Raw genomic sequence first — 17,270 nt, 5'->3', positions numbered from 1 at the left:
GGTGAAAATTAAATTTAGGTAGCAAAGCTATTTAGTCAATCAGGCAGTAAAGAATCGACAGTTAGTTAAACTGTTAATTAAAAAGTACCTAACCGCTATCTCTTGGCTCAGCTTAACAACTACTAGTTTAGCGATTATTAGCCTAGTAATTAGTAGCGTAGCAATTAATAGTCGTTGGGATCAGTACTAGGCTCAGGTAGCACCATTTGCTCTTCTAGGTAGCGGTTTTTTGATAATTGTCATCGTCGATACCTGCAAAGGCTGCATCCTGTGGGTGGCTAGTACTATCAAGTACAGACGCACTGCCCTCTATCGTTTGACTACTAGAGTCTGCCAGATATAGATCGCCTTTTTGCCCGCAGCCTGACAATCCTAGCATAACCACACTGCCAATAAATAAGGTGGCAACAGCCTGACGACTGGTACGAGCGAACGAGCTAGCATGCTTGGCTGCTGAGGGGCTGTGTATAGTAGACATATAATAGATAACCTGTGAGCTTACGACGGCATAATGACGATAGTAAATCGTGATAAATAAAAACTAAATGGACAACCAAACCAACAGCAAAAGCACTGCCGTTATGACCATTTTCATCATAGCATTATTACATAAAGCTGTATGGATACTGAATATGATTGGTGAATAAATTTGCGTGATGTTGGATATTTTCTAAAACATTAGTCGAATTTTTATAGTAATATCGTCTGCGAGCTTAGATATGAATGTATGACATATGGGTGTCTCGACAATATTTCTTACAATTTTGTGAGTCGGAGCACTGTTATGTAGCCCATACAAGTTATCCACTTATAGCTCTATAACTCACTGAATATAATCGATTTATTCTGTATTTAGCCATTTATTAATCACACATTTTAAACCTTACCCCTGTCGTGGTGTAGAAACAAAAATGTGTTACATTATATTCCCAGTTTGCGGCGGCAATAGGATGCTAGCCTGAGATGCAGACACATTACCTCATAAGCATGGATGCATAGGACTGTCAGAAATAGTAGCCCAAGTATAAACAAAATCGCCAATATGCTTGCTTGATATGATCAGCATAGATATGGCTGATTTTTATTTACTCGGCGGTTATCAACGTCATCAACTCCATATCATCATGACATCATGTCTCAGTGAACTTTACTACAGCACTTGAGATATCAGCGATGTAGCATTTGATGATAATAAAACAGGACGTGGCAATAGACGTCTTTTTTGTATCGAACGAACGATATAATTGATTTGCCCTTTATAAAAACCAATCTAAGGATAGAGTATGAGCGCCAACCTAAGTACCACTTTTGATGATAAGAACAGTGAAACATCAACCCTAACCAGCCCCACTTTAGTCCTCAACTGCGGTTCGTCTTCTATCAAATACGCGTTGATTAGCGATGACAATTCTACTCGTATCACCGGTCTTGCTGAAAACTTAGGTCTCGATACAGCCCGTATCAAACACACCACGCTAAATGGCGATAAGTTAGAGATCTCTATCCCGGGTGGTAGTCACAAACTCGCTCTGCAAAAAATTCTAGAGCTACTAGAGCAATATCACTTTATCGCAGTCGGTCACCGCGTGGTACATGGCGGTCGTGAATACTCTCAAGCTGTTCGTGTTGATCAGCACGCGTTGGAAGAAGTAAAACGCTTAAAGATACTAGCTCCACTACATAACCCTGCAAATGCTTTGGGTATTGAAGCGGTTCAAGCTATTTATCCTGATATTCCACAAGTTGTGGTATTTGACACCGCCTTTCACCAAACTATGCCGCCTGTTGCCTTCCGCTATGCGTTACCAAAATATCTATACGAAGAGCACAAAATCCGTCGTTACGGCTTCCATGGTACGTCTCATGCCTACGTCTCAGAACGTGCTAGCCAAATCACTGAAGCAAAAGGTCCTCATGGCTGGATAACCGCACATCTAGGCAATGGTTGCTCAGCAACTGCCGTATATGATGGCAAAAGTCTCGATACCAGCATGGGTCTGACCCCGCTTGAGGGACTGATGATGGGCACACGTAGCGGCGATGTCGACCCAAGCTTACATATGCATCTGAAACGTCAGCTCGGTATTAGCCTAGAAGAAACGGATAAGATGCTGAATAGTGAAAGCGGTCTGCTTGGTATTTCTGGCCTATCAAATGATTTGCGTACTATTGAGCAAGCCGCGAGCGAAGGCCATAAAGATGCACAGCTCGCCATCGAGATGTTCTGCTACCGCGCTGGTAAATACCTCGCCAGCTTAAGCTGTGCACTGCCTGAATTCACTGGTATTGTATTCACAGGTGGTATCGGCGAAAACTCTGTCACCACGCGCGCAAGTATTTTAGCCGTCATGCGTCATTTCGGTATCAAGATGGACGCTGAAAAGAACGCTGGATTGTATGGTGGCCAAGAAGGCAGCTTCCAAGCAGAAGGTAGCAGTGTCGAGCTGTGGGTCATTCCTACAGATGAAGAATACCGCATCGCTCAAGAGACTCGTCAAGCATTGAACTTAGTATAAGACGATTGATTATAATGCCTAGCGCTTATCGTTCTAAACGCTTTTAAAAAGCTGAAAACAAATAAGATAAAGCGCTTGGTGTTTTTATACTGTATTTCTTATGCTGCTCAAAATGACTCGACGTCTAAAATAAAATAAATTGTAGGACACATTATGCAAACCATTTTACTTGTTCCCATTAGTCGCGGTATCGGTGTGACATCGGCCGCGCTAGGGCTAATCCGTGCCTTTGATTATAACGGTATCAAAGCGGGCTTTATGAAGCCGTTTTTGCAAGATGATACGCTAGACAAACAGCACAGCTTAGACAGCTCAAGCGCATTGACCATGCACGCATTTGGCTTAAATCCGCCTGACTCTATCAGCCGTCAACACGTTGAGCGTATGCTAGGCGATGACAATCTTGATGACTTGATGGAAGAAGTGATTGCCAATTTTCATACGATTGATGATGGTCATGACGTGATTATCTGTGAAGGTCTGGTGCCAGCCACTGAGACCTCTTATGCTTCACAAATTAACCGTGCACTTGCCCATGCGCTCGATGCCAAGATTATATTTGTCAGTACCGCTGACATCAGCAAACCTGCTTATTTAGCAGACAAACTAGATGTCCATGCCCGTGAGTTTGGCGGTGTCATCGATTCACGGACGCTCGGTGTAATATTGATGCGGGTACAGGACGTGCCGAACACCTTTGACAATCAACCTGTCGCGCCTGGTGAGGCCGTTGTCAGCTTAGATCCAAACTTCCTGCAAGAGGTTCAGCGTCTATCGCCTTCGTTCAATACCGAAGTGTTCCGCCTTATCGGTGTTGTTCCTTTTAGTGACTCGTTGTCTGTGCCTCGTACATGGGATATCGCAACAGAGCTTGATGCGACTTGGTTAAATGTTGGTGAAGCAAAGACACGTCGTATCAATCGTATCAGCCTAACCGCTCGTTCAGTAGCGCGCGTCAATGAAGTCTTTAAGCGTGGTACGTTAATGGTCGTGCCCGGCGACCGTGATGACTTGCTATTAGCCGCTGGATTGGCCTGTATCAATGGGATTCCATTGGCAGGTCTAGTATTGACAGGTGGCATTACCCCAAGCGATACAGTTGCTGAGCTTTGGCAGTCAGCGCTCAAAACTGGCATCCCTGTCATGAGTGTCGAAAGCGATAGCTACGAGACAGTACAGAGCCTGATGCATATGAGTTCTGAGATTCCAAGTGATGATACAGAACGTGCTGATGAAGTGGCTCGTTATGTGGCTGCGCATTTGGATCTAAGCTGGATTAAAGAATACTTCAGCCGTAATCATGAGCCGCGTCTGTCACCATCAGCGTTTCGCCATCAGTTGGTCAAAAAATCACAGCACGCTAAGAAACGTATTGTGCTGCCAGAAGGCGCGGAACCACGTACGGTTGAAGCTGCCTGTATCTGTCAGAGTCGTGGTATCGCCAACTGCGTATTACTTGCTAAACGTAGTGACGTTGAGCAAGTGGCAAAAAACCGTGATCTAACGCTACCTGAAGGGTTAGATATCATCGATCCTGATAACCTCGATATGAGTAAATATATCGCCGCTGTCGTAGAGCGCCGTAAAGGTAAAACCACTGCGGAAGTCGCTGCTGAATATCTAAAAGACACAGTCTATTTAGGTACTATCATGCTCCAACTAGACGAAGTCGATGGTCTGGTCTCAGGTGCGATTCATACTACTGCCAATACAGTACGCCCAGCATTCCAGCTGATCAAGACCGCGCCGCAATATTCGCTCGTGTCGTCAGTGTTCTTTATGCTGTTGCCTGAGCAAGTGGTCGTCTATGGTGATTGTGCGATCAACCCAGATCCTAACGCTGAGGAGCTGGCAGAGATTGCCATTCAATCAGCACAGTCTGCTGCTGCTTTTGGTATCGATCCAAAAGTTGCGATGATCAGCTACTCTACTGGCTCATCAGGCGCAGGCGCGGATGTCGAAAAAGTCGCCCGTGCAACCCAAATCGTTCGTGAGCGCGCACCAGACCTCAAAGTCGACGGCCCGCTGCAGTATGATGCGGCGTCTGTCATGAGCGTCGGTAAACAAAAAGCACCTGACTCACCTGTCGCTGGACAGGCCAATGTCTTTATCTTCCCTGACCTCAATACTGGTAACACGACGTATAAAGCAGTACAGCGCAGTGCCAACGTCGTCAGTGTCGGCCCTATGCTACAGGGTCTGAATAAACCAGTGAATGATTTATCACGTGGTGCCTTGGTCGACGATATCGTCTATACCATCGCGTTAACCGCTATCCAAGCGTATAGCGATTTAATTTAATCGCTGTAAGACTTAACCGTTAAATTCCTATACAAAGCCGACTATCATTATGATGGTCGGTTTTTTATTGGTGCTCTATGACAGACAGTGGTGACAGATGCTCATCTGCCCTCTACAATAGCGCTATCATCAAATTATTTACCCTAAAAAGGCCAGACAGTAAAAGAGCAAGGTGCATCGACGACCACGTGCGCCCTATCTACTTTTATACATTTATTTATGCCAAATACGAGCAACAGCCCTCAAGAGAAAACACCTGCACCTGCCATTCGTGCCTACCTTGGTGGCTCGTTCGATCCCGTACATAATGGTCATTTAGAAGTCGCGATGTCGGTCTATCAACACCTACTGCCAATCGCCAAGCAGCAACAGCGCACACTGCACGTGTCCTTATTGCCCAATGCACGCTCGCCATTTAAGACACAAAGTACAGATGCTAATCATCGTTTAACGATGTTAAAGCTGGCGACAGAGAATACACCGATACAGATCAATGAGCTGGAGCTATGGCAAGCGCCGCCTGTCTATACGATCGACAGTGTACGCACATTGAGGCAGCAGTACCCTAATGACAATTTGATATTTATCATGGGTATGGACAGCGCCCATAGTTTGGATAAATGGAAAGATGGATTGCGTCTCACTGACCATGTCAATCTATGGGTATTTAATCGTCAGAGCAGTACCGATGTGAGTGATGGTATTAGCAATAAACTTTCTGACAATATTATCTCTTCTAAAAATAATACACCGACTACGGAAGATGTTAATTTCTTAAAATCGCAATTGCCGTTGTCGTTGCAACCTCATATAACGGACTCACCTATCGAGCTATTAAATCCACCTACTCAGCATTCGACAAATAGCTTAAACTCAAATAGTACTAATCCAAATAACACTGATCCGACTAGCACTGACTTAAACAGCTCTGACTTGAAAAACGCGAATCAAGGACGCATTTATATAGATGCGCGACCTATTACTGCGGTATCAAGCACACAAATACGTGAACAACTACAGAAACTAGACGATCTAACAAATAAAATGCCAGTCGCTCAACGGCAAATCGCATCTATAGCATCAATAAATGATATCATTAGCAATACTGAATCTAATCCATTAGCTAAATGGCTAAATCCTGCTGTTTATCAATATATTATCGCCCATCAGCTATATTCTGCTGCTCAATTCCGTTAAAATCGCCTTATCTATGTCATTTTGCCTATCCTGTCTCTATGCGTGACTGACAACATATAATCAGTCGGATAAGACAAATTGACGTTTTACCCCTTTATTTTACATATTTACGATTCAAGAGATTAAAATTTATGACCAACACCATGACTGCAGAACGCCTAACAGAATGCTTGACCCTAGTACAAAGCGCTCTAGATGATATGAAAGCAAAGAACATCACTGTAATGAATGTAGAAGAGTTGACTGACGTAACAGAGCGCATCATCATCGCTGATGGTACTTCAAAGCGTCATGTACGTGCGATGGCTGATAGCGTCGGCGCTGAAGCTAAGCAAGCTGGTTTTATGCCACTTGGCCGTGAAGGTGGCATCGACTCTGACTGGACGTTGATTGATTTGGGCGCGGTTGTCGTCCACATGATGACGCCACAAGCACGTGAGTTCTATGACCTAGAAGGCCTATGGTCATCACCTGAGCAGTTGGCTGAACTAGTTGCTACGCCGCGCGAAAAGAAAACTGCGGGTCGTCGTAACAAAAACAAATAAGCTTGTCAGTGACGATATTCGTTCAAGATTCAGAAACGCTCCATCAAAAAGACCAGAATACTTATTCTGGTCTTTTTTTATGTAAATTTTATGGTGATGAACCAGTATAATCAGATACATCATTGAGTACAGATAAGCTCATTTCATATTAGTATTTATTAGCCGCTAAAATTAAGCCGCCTTAGCCTATTCATTTTACCTATTAGGAAACCTTATGAGCGCAGAATCGATCACGTCATCACCTGAGCAAACTTCAACAGACTTTAACCAAGACTTGCCCCTACATATCGCTACCCTCACTTGTGTTCGCGCTGGTAAGTCTATGCCATTCGCCCGTGAAGAAATGAGCGCCATTGATAAAGCACCTATCAAATCTCCTGTCGCCGTCAACTTTATGGGCTTAACCACTGATGAACAGGCTGACCGTAAGCATCATGGCGGCCCACTCAAAGCCGTGCATCAGCTAGCGCCTGCGACGTATGCAAAAATCAATGCAGAATTCGGTCTAAAAGTGCGCGTCGGTACATTGGGTGAAAACCTTACGACTGAAGCCGTTAATGGTTTGCCTGAAATGGCCGAATCTACGGTTTGTATTGGCGATGTTTTTCAATATGGTGGGCATTTTGAAAACGGTCAAGACACTAGTAATGATGATACTAGCGTTCAGCTACGTATCGTCCAACCGCGCCGCCCCTGCTACAAAATTAATGACCAAATTGGCCAATTTACCAAAGTACCAAATATCGCGGCATGGGTCAGCAAGCAAGGCATCTCTGGTTGGTATTTCCAAGTTGTACGCGATGGCGTTATAGACGCTGATTTACCCGTATATTTGATTGAGCGCCCTTATCCGTTTGCGACATTAAAGACGTTATGGCAACTGTCCAACTCAAAAGAAAAGTTTGACGCCAATGTGATTGAACCGTGGCTCGCGATTGACTGTTTAGAGGACAGTTGGAAAAAGGTGTTGGCTAAAAAATCCAACAGGATTGAAAAGGTAACACTCAACAAAAACCTTTAATATGACTTTTCTATTTATAAAAGATAGCCACTACCCTGCGTAATGGCGTCACAAGGTTTTTCATGTTCTATGTCAGCTCCATAATAAACACTCTCTCCTTCTCTATATTTGATCGTGAAGGAGCACTCCATGAGTGAAAAGACAGAAAGTATCAGCTACCTACAAGCGATAGCGATTAGCGTTGGTGCGATTATCGGCTGGGGTGCGTATGTCATGCCAGGCGATTTGTTTTTGCCGCAGTCACAGCTATTAGGCTCTTCTGTCGCTATTATTATTGGTACTTTAGCCATCTATATGGTTGCGCGTGCCTATATTAATTTGCTGACTCAAACGCCAGAAAACGAGTCAGGCGGTATCTATTGGATTGAAAAATACATCAATCGCAAGCATGCCTATATCTATGGTTGGGGCGTCACGATAGGCTATATCTCTATTATTGCGCTCAATATATCAGCTGTCGCTTTACTGCTACGCTATCTACTGCCTAGTGGCTTACAATTAGGCTATCTATATACAATCGCTGGATGGGAAGTCTACGCCAGTGAAGTGTTCTTATGCAGCGCGGCGATTATTTTGTTCAGTTATATCAATCTAAAAGGCGTACGAGTCGGCGCAAAAATCCAACTCTATATCGCCCTCTTTATGATTCTATCAGTCATCGCGCTGTTTTTTGCCTCGCTTTGGATGACACCAACCACCCAAGCATTTTTGCCAACTGACATGTCTAGCAGCTCTATTACCAGTCTGGCATGGTTACCTATCTTGGCCGTTATGCCGTGGGCGTATGTTGGTTTTGAAACCACACCGCAGATTTCAAAAGCCATCAGCGATTCAAAAGCCAAGACCAAAAGCATTATCCTAATTTCACTCATCGCCGGTGTGTTGTTTTACTTTTTAATCAATTACTTTACCGCGCTGAACATGAGCTTTGACTATCAAGCAATCAAAGACAGCCACTGGGCAACAGGTGAAGGCATAGACAATCGGATTGGTAGCATCGGTATTTGGCTACTGTCAATAGCCATGATTGGCTCGATAATGAGCGGTATCAATGGCTTTATATTGTCATCGGTTAAGCTCTTAGAATCTATGGGCGACACGTCGTTATTGCCCAGTATATTTACAGATAAACACAACCAATTCAGTAAGCAAAAAACCGTTATATTGATATGTTTGGTGTGCCTACTCTCTCCTTGGCTGGGTAGAAACTATCTACTCGATATCGTGACAATGGCGTCCTTAGGTATAACCGTTGGCTTTGCTTATGTCACGACCGCCGACCTCATCAATGAGCGAAAAAGAAACAGGCAGGTCTGCTAAATTATCTCTCTGTATTAATCAGTGTGGTCTTTATATCGCTATTGCTGCTACCATTTTCACCAGCGGCGCTATCATTTAACGCCTATGTCTTGCTAGGATTCTTTATTCTGCTTGGGGCAATTGGTTATAAAAAAATCGCAGTCAATCCTAACATTAATTAACCGCAACCATTCCCACACAGAGCATTTCATGGCAAAAAATATTTCCTCGACTGCATTGGCTTCAGTATTAATATCATCCTCTATGCTATTGCTCGTTGGCTGCGTAACAACGTCAGCGACGCAATATGTAATCGACAGCGATAGCTACCAAGCTACTGGCAAAAGCGAGCGAATCAAAACTATCGTCTTGCACTATACAGTCTCTGATAATGAGCGCTCGATAAAGACATTGACCACGGGCAATGTGAGCGCGCACTATCTAGTATTAGACAATGATGATAATAAAATCTATAACTTAGTACCAGAGAGCGAGCGCGCATGGCATGCTGGTGATGGCGGCTTTGCAGGACGGACGATATTAAATGATACCTCTATCGGTATCGAGATTGTCAATGGCGGTATCAAGCCTGAATATCGAGACGCACTAAAAAATGGCACGCTCGACTATCATCCTTATGAGCACTATGTGGCATTTAATGAATTGCAGATTAAAAAAGTCGCACAACTGGTGCAGGATATCGCCACGCGCTATGACATTTCACCAAAGAATATTATCGGTCACTCGGACATGGCACCCTCGCGCAAGATAGACCCCGGTGCAAAGTTCCCGTGGGAGCGACTATATTTCGATTACGGTATTGGCGCTTGGTATGATGAATTTGATAAGCAGTTCTTTATGAATCAAAATGGATTTGCGTCGACAACGATACCTGAAATTAAGCAAGCGTTTCGCAAGTATGGCTATCAAATCAACGATACTGATACGTGGGACAAAGCCAGTCGCGATGTCGTCTATGCGTTTCAGCTGCACTTTAGAGCTCAGCAGCCAACGGGTAATATGGATAGCGAGACCTATGCGATATTGCAGGCGCTAAATAAGAAATACGCTGGTCGGGATGGTTTTTATTAAAGAATACAGACTATCAGGAAACATAAGCCATGAATAACTCTCAAAAATATGAGCAAAACGATCTACAAAAATATCTAGAAGAAAAAGCCAAGCAAGAGCAGGAAAAGAAAGAGGAGCAAGAACCTGAGCCGCTTTCTGCCTATGATGCTTGTGTGCTAAAGGAAAGTGCCAAGATTCATGAGTTGATCGCTGAAGCTCAGAAGCGCCCCAAAGATGACTAACTGGATAGACGGTACTTACCAATACTTAACAATCAAGATGATAAAAATGCGCAAGTTGATGTCTTATGTTTTGAGACATAGCTAAGCCGCTATGAGACCAATACTACAACTAAACAGCACTATATCATTTTATAAAAGAAGTCCTATCTACCAACTATTTAGGCTATTTATTGCAATAGGCTAATGATAAAATCACCGCTCACAGGGTTATAGATAGTATCACTGCTCGCACCATCTCGTTGGCTTCCCGCATCTTTGGTTTTATCGTTGATTTTAATGATGGCTAAGATGCTGCGCAGATTTGATAGCTTGGCTTTGATAGCCTAGTTCTATGACCAGTCTCAATATTTTTATTATCAAACGAACACCAATAATACTAAAAAAGGAATATTTATGTATCAAGCCTTTCAAAAACACCTACAACAAGAAATCAGCGATATACGCGCAGCAGGACTGTATAAAAACGAGCGCGTTATCACCTCTCCGCAAGATGCGCTCATCAAGATCGCCGATGGCCGTGAGATGCTTAATTTCTGTGCCAATAATTACCTTGGATTGTCTGACCATCCTGAAATTAAAAGGCGGCGATCCAAGCCATCGAAAACTCAGGTTACGGCATGTCATCGGTGCGGTTTATTTGTGGTACGCAAGATTTGCATAAGCAATTAGAGGCAGCGATCTCTAAGTTTTTTAATACCGAAGATACGATTCTTTATGCGGCCTGTTTCGATGCCAATGGCGGTGCCTTTGAGCCACTGCTAACCAGTGAAGATGCGATTATTTCTGATTCGCTAAATCATGCCTCAATCATCGACGGTGTGCGCCTATGTAAAGCTGCGCGTTATCGTTATGCCAATGCAGATATGCAAGATTTAGAAACGCAATTGCAAGCGGCGCAAGCACAACGTTTTCGCTTAATTGTCACCGATGCCGTGTTTTCAATGGATGGTAACGTGGCGCCGATGGATGAGATTTATGCGTTGGCACAAAAATATGATGCCATGGTCATGATTGACGAGTCACATTCAGCAGGTGTGGTCGGTCGCACTGGTGGCGGCGTGACTGAATTGTTTGATCTACGTGGCGATATTGAGCTGATCACTGGTACCTTGGGCAAGGCATTTGGCGGTGCTATTGGCGGCTTCACCACAGGCAAAAAAGAAATGATTGAGATGCTGCGTCAACGCTCACGCCCATATCTGTTTTCAAACTCTATTCCTCCTATGGTGGCTGCCGCTGGGTTAAAAGCGTTTGAGATGCTAGCAGAGGACAATACCCTACAAGACAAACTGCATGAAAATACCGCTTATTTTGTCAAGCAAATGCAAGATGCGGGCTTCGATATCAAACCCACTGAATCGGCAATCTGCGCGGTGATGCTTTATGACGCCAATGTCTCGCAACAAATGGCAGAGGCGCTGCTTAGCGAGGGCATTTATGTGATTGGCTTCTTCTACCCTGTCGTCCCCAAAAATGAGGCTCGCATTCGTGTCCAGCTCTCTGCTGCCCATACTCGCGAGCAGCTCGACCAGTGTATCGCCGCCTTTATCAAAGTCGCCAAACAAATGAAGGTGATTGATTAAGCGTCGTTCGGTATTTATCTAGATTCAACAATAAAATGCAACACCGTTAAATAAGAGAAAAGTATGAAAGCACTGGTTAAAGCCCATGACAAAAAAGGCATCTGGATGCAAGACGTGCCAGAACCGACCGTCGGCATCAATGACGTAAAAATTAAAATTAAAAAAACCGCCATTTGTGGGACCGATTTGCACATTTATAAATGGGATGAGTGGTCACAAAACACCATCAAGACGCCGATGATTATCGGACATGAATACGTCGGTGTCATCAGTGAAATGGGCGATGGCGTCAAGCATCTGGAAGTGGGTGACCGCGTCACAGGCGAAGGCCATATTGCTTGTGGACATTGCCGTAACTGCCGCCGCGGTAAGCTACATGTGTGCGAAAACACCATCGGCGTGGGCGTTGACCGCGATGGCGCGTTTGCCGAATATTTGGTGATACCTGCCGATAATGTCATCAAACTCGATGAGCGTATCAGCGATGAGATGGCCGCCATTATGGATCCCTTTGGCAACGCCACTCATACTGCCCTTTCATTTCCTGTACTGGGTGAGGATGTGCTAATCACGGGTGCAGGACTGATTGGTTCGATGGCAACCGCAATTTGCCGCTTCGCAGGAGCGCGTAATATCGTGGTCAGTGATATTAGTGATTATCGCCTAGAGCTTGCCAAAAAAATGGGCGCGACGATGACCATCAACCCAGCTAAGGGTGAAACCATCGAAGGCGCTATCGAGGATCTAAAAATGCACGGCTTTGATATTGGGCTTGAGATGTCAGGCTCGCCTCAGGCCTTTGATTCGATGATTAGTAACATGTATAACGGCTCTAAAATCGCGCTCTTGGGTATTTTACCCAACACCACCACGGTGGATTGGAGCAAGATTATTTTTAAGGCGTTAACCCTAAAAGGTATCTATGGGCGCGAGATGTGGGAGACGTGGTATCAGATGGAGCAAATGCTAATTAGCGGTATTGATCTGTCGCCAATCATTACCCATCGCATGCACATTGATGAGTTTCAAGAAGGCTTTGATATCATGGAAAGTGGGCAATGCGGTAAGGTGATTTTAAGTTGGGATTGATTTTGGCGATTCAGCATCTGAGAAATCGTGGTTAGGGTTTACGTTGTCACGACTTATAAAACGGTACTGATTTCAGTGCCGTTTTTTTGGGTATTAAAAAGTGATGAGAAAGAGGAACGATGAATAACTTTGAGCAAGACAATCTGCAAAATATTGAGAGGAAAAGCCAAGCAAGATCAGGAAAAGAGCAGAAACCTGAGCCACTTTCTGCATTTAATGCTTGCGTGTTAAGGAAAAGTGCTAAGATTCATGAGTTGAGTCCTGAAGCTTAGAAAAATAGTAAATAGCGTTTAAAATACAAATAGTTGGATAAAAATAGGCCATTTTTTAATATAGTTATAGTTGTATAGGAAGATTTTTTTGTATGAACCTTGCAGAGAATAAGGAAGTTAAAATTAGTAACATCAAAATGCTTATCTATGGAAAGGAAGCTTGAAAAATGCAAATAAGTAAAATAAACATCAAAAACTTTCGAAAATTGGAAGACTGTACTATATCAATTTTTGATAAGACTACCCTGTTCGTTGGAGCCAACAACAGCGGTAAAACATCAGCCATGTATTGTCTAATGGCCTTTTTGGGTAATAATGAAAAAAGGTTTAAAATTACTGACTTTCCCTTAAATAAAATCAATCTTATAGATAATTTTTCTGTTGCTTGGTCTATAGATGAAATTCAAAATTTCTGTCCAACATTAGAGATATCTTTGGACGACATTCAAGATAGCGATCTACCCAAAATCAAACATATAATACCGTCATTGAGCTGGAATAATGAAGAGATTTCAATAAGATTAATTTTTGAACCTAACGATGTTGATATATTGAAACAGAAGTTTAATGAATACGTTGACTCTATCAACTCCTTATTAACTGATGCTGACGACTTACTTTTTCCTAGGAATCTGTGGGGATTCCTCAAAATTGGTAATAATTTAAATACTTTTTTGGTATTCAAGCATATCTTTTGGACTCAAATACAGCAACCGGAAACTTCAAAAAACTATCTAAATATCCTTTTAATGGAATATTTAAAGTTAGTATTGTACCGGCTCAAAGAGGCTTCGATGACTCTGATGATCAAAGCTCAACCGCAACAAGTTTATCGCAACATTTAGGTTCTTACTACGATAAGCATATAAATCCTAAAACTTCTCCGACTCCTGATGACATAACAGCTCTAAGACAAGTAGAAGAACTTCAATGCAAATTCAGTACTCAACTTAATGAAGACTTTGCAGATTTGATGACGGAGCTGAGCAAGTTAGGCTATCCAAGTAGTCATGGCGATCCTAGTATTACTCTAAAAAGCGAAATAGATACATCATCAATTCTTAAACAGAATACTACTCTATTGTTTAGTACCCAAAATGCTTTACAGACAGGTCATGAGTTGCCAGAAAGACACAATGGACTGGGATATAGAAATCTCATCTTTATATTCTTTCAATTACTAAAGTTTAGAGATGAATGGTTGAAAAAGAACAAAGCTAAAGATCCAATAAATGAAAATAATATCGTTGAACCTATACATTTAGTTTTGATAGAAGAACCAGAAGCACACTTACATTCTCAAGCTCAGCAAATATTTATTAGGAATTCGTACACAATTTTAAATAGTGGTGCACCAGACGGCTTTACTACGCATTTAATAATTAGTACTCATTCTAGCTATATTGCTCATGAATCAGGTTTTGATACCCTAACATACTTCAAAAGAAAAAAGACTGATGACAACTACCCTTGTTCAGAAACTATTGGTTTATCAAAAGTATTTTCAGAGGGAGACCAAGACGCTAAAAAGACTAAAAAATTCGTTTCACGTTATCTTAGAGTCATGCATTGTGATTTGTTTTTTGCAGATGCAATAATAATGGTCGAAGGCTCAGCGGAAAGGATGCTAATACCCCATTTCATTATTGAGAAATACCCTGAGTTAACGTCAAAATACCTTTCTATTTTAGAAGTCGGTGGTGCATATGCTCATAAATTCAAACCTCTGATTGATGCCTTAGGTTTACCAACCTTAGTGATTACTGACTTAGATTCAAAGGACACAAACAATGAGAAAGACAGGCCTAAAAGAGGGAAAAATTATACCTCAAACTGTGATGAGTTAACGCATTGGCTCGAATTAGATAATCGAGATTTAGATAATGTTTTAGACTTAGATAAAGAAAATAAGGTGGTTAGAAAGTCAAGAATTGCCTATCAAATAGAAATTGATGTCGAATTTGATGAAGGTTCACCACAAAAAGCCATTCCATACACCTTTGAAGACGCACTAGTTTTATCAAACTTTAATTTATTCAAATCTAAGAGCGAAGATTTTATTGGTATGCTCAAAAAATGTGTGATGCTACACATGCGGACACTCTTGATAACGCCTGCGAAGCAATGTTTAATGCTCTGTCAGGTACAAAGGCTGTTATGGCATTAAATATATTATATGAGGTTGAAATAGAAAAGCTAGTTGTACCGAACTACATTGATGAAGGATTAAATTGGTTGACTAATGAGTTGGCTAATATACCTATTGGAGAACTCAATGAACTTTGAATTAACTGGCGTTGACAGCCAGATTTATGAATACATTGAGTCTAAAAACAGTTTTTTATTATTTGCTGGTGCAGGTTCTGGTAAAACTCGAACATTGGTCAACTTATTACAACAAATTAAAAAGATTAAAAAAGATGAAATGTTAATAAGAGGTCAAAAAGTAGCAGTTATTACTTATACAAATTCAGCATGTGATGAAATACAACATAGGCTCAAGCATGACTCTTTGTTCACTATTTCAACAATTCATAGTTTCGCTTGGGAGCTAATAAAGCCTTTTACAGAAGATATAAGAAGTTGGAAGAAAATTAAGTTAGAAGCACAAGTACTTGAACTTGAAAATAAAGTAACCAAAGCAAGAAATGACGATGCTCGGGCTAAACATGAAGCCAATAAACAGAAGAGACAAACCGAATTAGACGAATTAAATTCAGTCAATGATTTTATCTATAGCGCAACGCAACAACTATTCGGAAAAGGCACATTGAATCATACTGATGTAATCCAAATATGTGCTCACTTTTTAAATCAGCATGAGTTAATGCGTAAAATCATAGCGAATCAATTTCCTATTGTATTTATCGATGAGTGCCAAGATACGCAAAAAGACTTGCTACAGGCAATAATTCAAACTCAAGAACAACTACCTGAACAGATCACGATAGGCTTGTTCGGTGATTTAATGCAACGTATATATTCTGATGGCTATACTGATATTGTTGAAAACTTACCAGCTAACTGGAAAACACCAGAAAAAACAGAAAACTATCGCTGTCCAAATCGTGTAAGAGAACTTATTAATAAAGTAAGAATGCTCACTGATGGATTGCAACAAACTCAGCCTGTTAATGCAAATTTAAGCGATGGGATCGTAAGGCTTTTTATTACAGATAGTAAAACTACCGATGCAACTGCATTTGAAAATTCAGTTAAACAACGAATGCAAGAAATTTCTGATGATCATAATTGGGAAAATGATATTCAAACACTCGTTCTTGAGCACAAAATGTCAGCAAAGAGAGGTGGGTTTTTAGATTTTTATGAACCTCTTAGTAGCGACAACACTACAAGAGATAGTCTATTGCAAGGTATCGGCAAAACTATAAGTTTCCTAAGAGAGCAACTTCAACCTTTGGTTTATGCTATCTGTGAGAATGATGACTTTACTATAATGCGGATACTTGAAGCTAATTGTCCTCGAATGCAAGACAATGAATCGCTTACATCAGTAGTAATCAGGCAAGTCAGTGACAGTCTTAATAGTTTTAGTTCGAGTTTGGATGTTGAACAACATTCAATTGGTGAAATATTGGTCTTACTAAAACACAATGAATTACTAGATATTCCCGAAAAACTTTTAGAATGTATGGATTTTGATAGTGTGGAACAAGGCCTATCTGACTCGGTGATTGCATGGAAAAATGCTGTGAAAGCACCTTATTTGCAACTGCTAAACTATTTCAAATATATTGAGAATGCATTAGGATTTTCTACTCATCAAAGTGTAAAGGGGTTGGAATATCCCAGAGTTTTAGCTATCTTAAATGATTCGGAGTCTGGCGGATTTCTGTTTAAATATGAAAAAATGCTTGAAGCCACACCTTTATCTACTACTGATAAAAGAAACATATTAGAAGGTAAGGAAACGGTATTAGATAGAACGCGCCGTCTCTTCTACGTTATTTGTAGTCGTGCTCAAGAAAGCTTAGCTATTGTCGTCTATTCAGAAAATCCACAAGCTGTTAAAGATTATGTTGTTTCTGAAAATTGGTTTACTGAGCAAGAAGTGATCCTTCATCAATAGATACTAGTTGCTTTGAGGTGCGTTTTAGCCCCGACTGTAGCGGT

Annotated in this window: 16 protein-coding genes; 15 read left to right on the top strand and 1 reads right to left on the bottom strand. The window is 41.8% G+C overall.

Going from position 1 to position 17,270, the window contains the following annotated elements; all coding sequences use genetic code 11:
• Nucleotides 1-214: 214 nt before the first annotated feature.
• Nucleotides 215-478: an LPS translocon maturation chaperone LptM gene (lptM, locus tag ACOBWA_RS01390; protein WP_420230011.1), complete on the bottom strand. Its 264-nt coding sequence runs from the start codon at nt 476-478 to the stop codon at nt 215-217.
• An 805-nt stretch (nt 479-1,283) separates the two neighbouring features.
• Between lptM and ACOBWA_RS01385 the strand changes: the two genes are divergently transcribed.
• The 15 genes from ACOBWA_RS01385 to ACOBWA_RS01315 all read left to right on the top strand — a co-directional run bounded on the left by ACOBWA_RS01385 (nt 1,284) and on the right by ACOBWA_RS01315 (nt 17,226).
• Nucleotides 1,284-2,516, top strand: a complete 1,233-nt coding sequence (locus ACOBWA_RS01385) for an acetate/propionate family kinase (protein ID WP_057758117.1) — start codon at nt 1,284-1,286, stop codon at nt 2,514-2,516.
• Nucleotides 2,517-2,669: 153 nt separating this feature from the next.
• On the top strand, nt 2,670-4,817 hold the full coding sequence (gene pta / locus ACOBWA_RS01380; RefSeq protein ID WP_420230010.1) for a phosphate acetyltransferase: 2,148 nt from the start codon (nt 2,670-2,672) through the stop codon (nt 4,815-4,817).
• A gap of 219 nt (nt 4,818-5,036) precedes the next feature.
• Entirely contained in the window at nt 5,037-6,014 is a 978-nt protein-coding gene (locus tag ACOBWA_RS01375) for a nicotinate-nicotinamide nucleotide adenylyltransferase (protein WP_420230009.1), read from the top strand.
• 131 nt (nt 6,015-6,145) lie between these two features.
• Nucleotides 6,146-6,559 (top strand): ribosome silencing factor, encoded by a 414-nt coding sequence (rsfS, locus tag ACOBWA_RS01370; protein WP_057758112.1) that lies wholly within the window; start codon nt 6,146-6,148, stop codon nt 6,557-6,559.
• A gap of 214 nt (nt 6,560-6,773) precedes the next feature.
• On the top strand, nt 6,774-7,580 hold the full coding sequence (locus ACOBWA_RS01365) for an MOSC domain-containing protein (RefSeq protein ID WP_420230008.1): 807 nt from the start codon (nt 6,774-6,776) through the stop codon (nt 7,578-7,580).
• A gap of 129 nt (nt 7,581-7,709) precedes the next feature.
• Nucleotides 7,710-8,900 (top strand): APC family permease, encoded by a 1,191-nt coding sequence (locus ACOBWA_RS01360; protein ID WP_420230007.1) that lies wholly within the window; start codon nt 7,710-7,712, stop codon nt 8,898-8,900.
• A 189-nt stretch (nt 8,901-9,089) separates the two neighbouring features.
• Nucleotides 9,090-9,971, top strand: coding sequence for an N-acetylmuramoyl-L-alanine amidase (locus tag ACOBWA_RS01355; protein WP_420230006.1), 882 nt, complete (start codon nt 9,090-9,092; stop codon nt 9,969-9,971).
• Between the two features lie 29 nt (nt 9,972-10,000).
• Nucleotides 10,001-10,192, top strand: a complete 192-nt coding sequence (locus ACOBWA_RS01350) for a hypothetical protein (RefSeq protein WP_420230005.1) — start codon at nt 10,001-10,003, stop codon at nt 10,190-10,192.
• Between the two features lie 393 nt (nt 10,193-10,585).
• Entirely contained in the window at nt 10,586-10,861 is a 276-nt protein-coding gene (locus ACOBWA_RS01345; RefSeq protein ID WP_420230004.1) for a hypothetical protein, read from the top strand.
• Complete coding sequence (gene kbl / locus ACOBWA_RS01340) at nt 10,810-11,775, top strand: glycine C-acetyltransferase (RefSeq protein WP_420230003.1); 966 nt, start codon at nt 10,810-10,812, stop codon at nt 11,773-11,775. The genes ACOBWA_RS01345 and kbl overlap by 52 nt, the downstream gene beginning before the upstream one ends.
• Nucleotides 11,776-11,838: 63 nt before the next feature.
• A complete protein-coding gene (gene tdh, locus ACOBWA_RS01335; protein WP_420230002.1) occupies nt 11,839-12,864 on the top strand; it encodes an L-threonine 3-dehydrogenase in 1,026 nt (341 codons plus the stop codon).
• A 119-nt stretch (nt 12,865-12,983) separates the two neighbouring features.
• Nucleotides 12,984-13,136, top strand: coding sequence for a hypothetical protein (locus tag ACOBWA_RS01330; RefSeq protein ID WP_420230001.1), 153 nt, complete (start codon nt 12,984-12,986; stop codon nt 13,134-13,136).
• A gap of 167 nt (nt 13,137-13,303) precedes the next feature.
• Entirely contained in the window at nt 13,304-13,981 is a 678-nt protein-coding gene (locus tag ACOBWA_RS01325; protein WP_420230000.1) for an AAA family ATPase, read from the top strand.
• On the top strand, nt 13,891-15,303 hold the full coding sequence (locus tag ACOBWA_RS01320; RefSeq protein WP_420230695.1) for an ATP-dependent nuclease: 1,413 nt from the start codon (nt 13,891-13,893) through the stop codon (nt 15,301-15,303). The genes ACOBWA_RS01325 and ACOBWA_RS01320 overlap by 91 nt, the downstream gene beginning before the upstream one ends.
• Nucleotides 15,304-15,411: 108 nt before the next feature.
• The gene (locus ACOBWA_RS01315) at nt 15,412-17,226 is read left to right on the top strand and encodes a UvrD-helicase domain-containing protein (RefSeq protein WP_420229999.1); all 1,815 of its coding nucleotides are present in this window, start codon (nt 15,412-15,414) and stop codon (nt 17,224-17,226) included.
• Nucleotides 17,227-17,270: the final 44 nt, after the last annotated feature.

This window comes from Psychrobacter sp. ER1, from assembly GCF_048631835.1.
GTDB lineage: Bacteria > Pseudomonadota > Gammaproteobacteria > Pseudomonadales > Moraxellaceae > Psychrobacter.
This window is presented reverse-complemented; position numbering and strand designations above follow the sequence as displayed.

Bases quoted from the DNA above. Each gene is read 5' to 3' on its own strand.
- lptM (WP_420230011.1), bottom strand. From the start codon at position 478: ATGTCTACTATACACAGCCCCTCAGCAGCCAAGCATGCTAGCTCGTTC.
- ACOBWA_RS01385 (WP_057758117.1), top strand. From the start codon at position 1,284: ATGAGCGCCAACCTAAGTACCACTTTTGATGATAAGAACAGTGAAACA.
- pta (WP_420230010.1), top strand. From the start codon at position 2,670: ATGCAAACCATTTTACTTGTTCCCATTAGTCGCGGTATCGGTGTGACA.
- ACOBWA_RS01375 (WP_420230009.1), top strand. From the start codon at position 5,037: ATGCCAAATACGAGCAACAGCCCTCAAGAGAAAACACCTGCACCTGCC.
- rsfS (WP_057758112.1), top strand. From the start codon at position 6,146: ATGACCAACACCATGACTGCAGAACGCCTAACAGAATGCTTGACCCTA.
- ACOBWA_RS01365 (WP_420230008.1), top strand. From the start codon at position 6,774: ATGAGCGCAGAATCGATCACGTCATCACCTGAGCAAACTTCAACAGAC.
- ACOBWA_RS01360 (WP_420230007.1), top strand. From the start codon at position 7,710: ATGAGTGAAAAGACAGAAAGTATCAGCTACCTACAAGCGATAGCGATT.
- ACOBWA_RS01355 (WP_420230006.1), top strand. From the start codon at position 9,090: ATGGCAAAAAATATTTCCTCGACTGCATTGGCTTCAGTATTAATATCA.
- ACOBWA_RS01350 (WP_420230005.1), top strand. From the start codon at position 10,001: ATGAATAACTCTCAAAAATATGAGCAAAACGATCTACAAAAATATCTA.
- ACOBWA_RS01345 (WP_420230004.1), top strand. From the start codon at position 10,586: ATGTATCAAGCCTTTCAAAAACACCTACAACAAGAAATCAGCGATATA.
- kbl (WP_420230003.1), top strand. From the start codon at position 10,810: ATGTCATCGGTGCGGTTTATTTGTGGTACGCAAGATTTGCATAAGCAA.
- tdh (WP_420230002.1), top strand. From the start codon at position 11,839: ATGAAAGCACTGGTTAAAGCCCATGACAAAAAAGGCATCTGGATGCAA.
- ACOBWA_RS01330 (WP_420230001.1), top strand. From the start codon at position 12,984: ATGAATAACTTTGAGCAAGACAATCTGCAAAATATTGAGAGGAAAAGC.
- ACOBWA_RS01325 (WP_420230000.1), top strand. From the start codon at position 13,304: ATGCAAATAAGTAAAATAAACATCAAAAACTTTCGAAAATTGGAAGAC.
- ACOBWA_RS01315 (WP_420229999.1), top strand. From the start codon at position 15,412: ATGAACTTTGAATTAACTGGCGTTGACAGCCAGATTTATGAATACATT.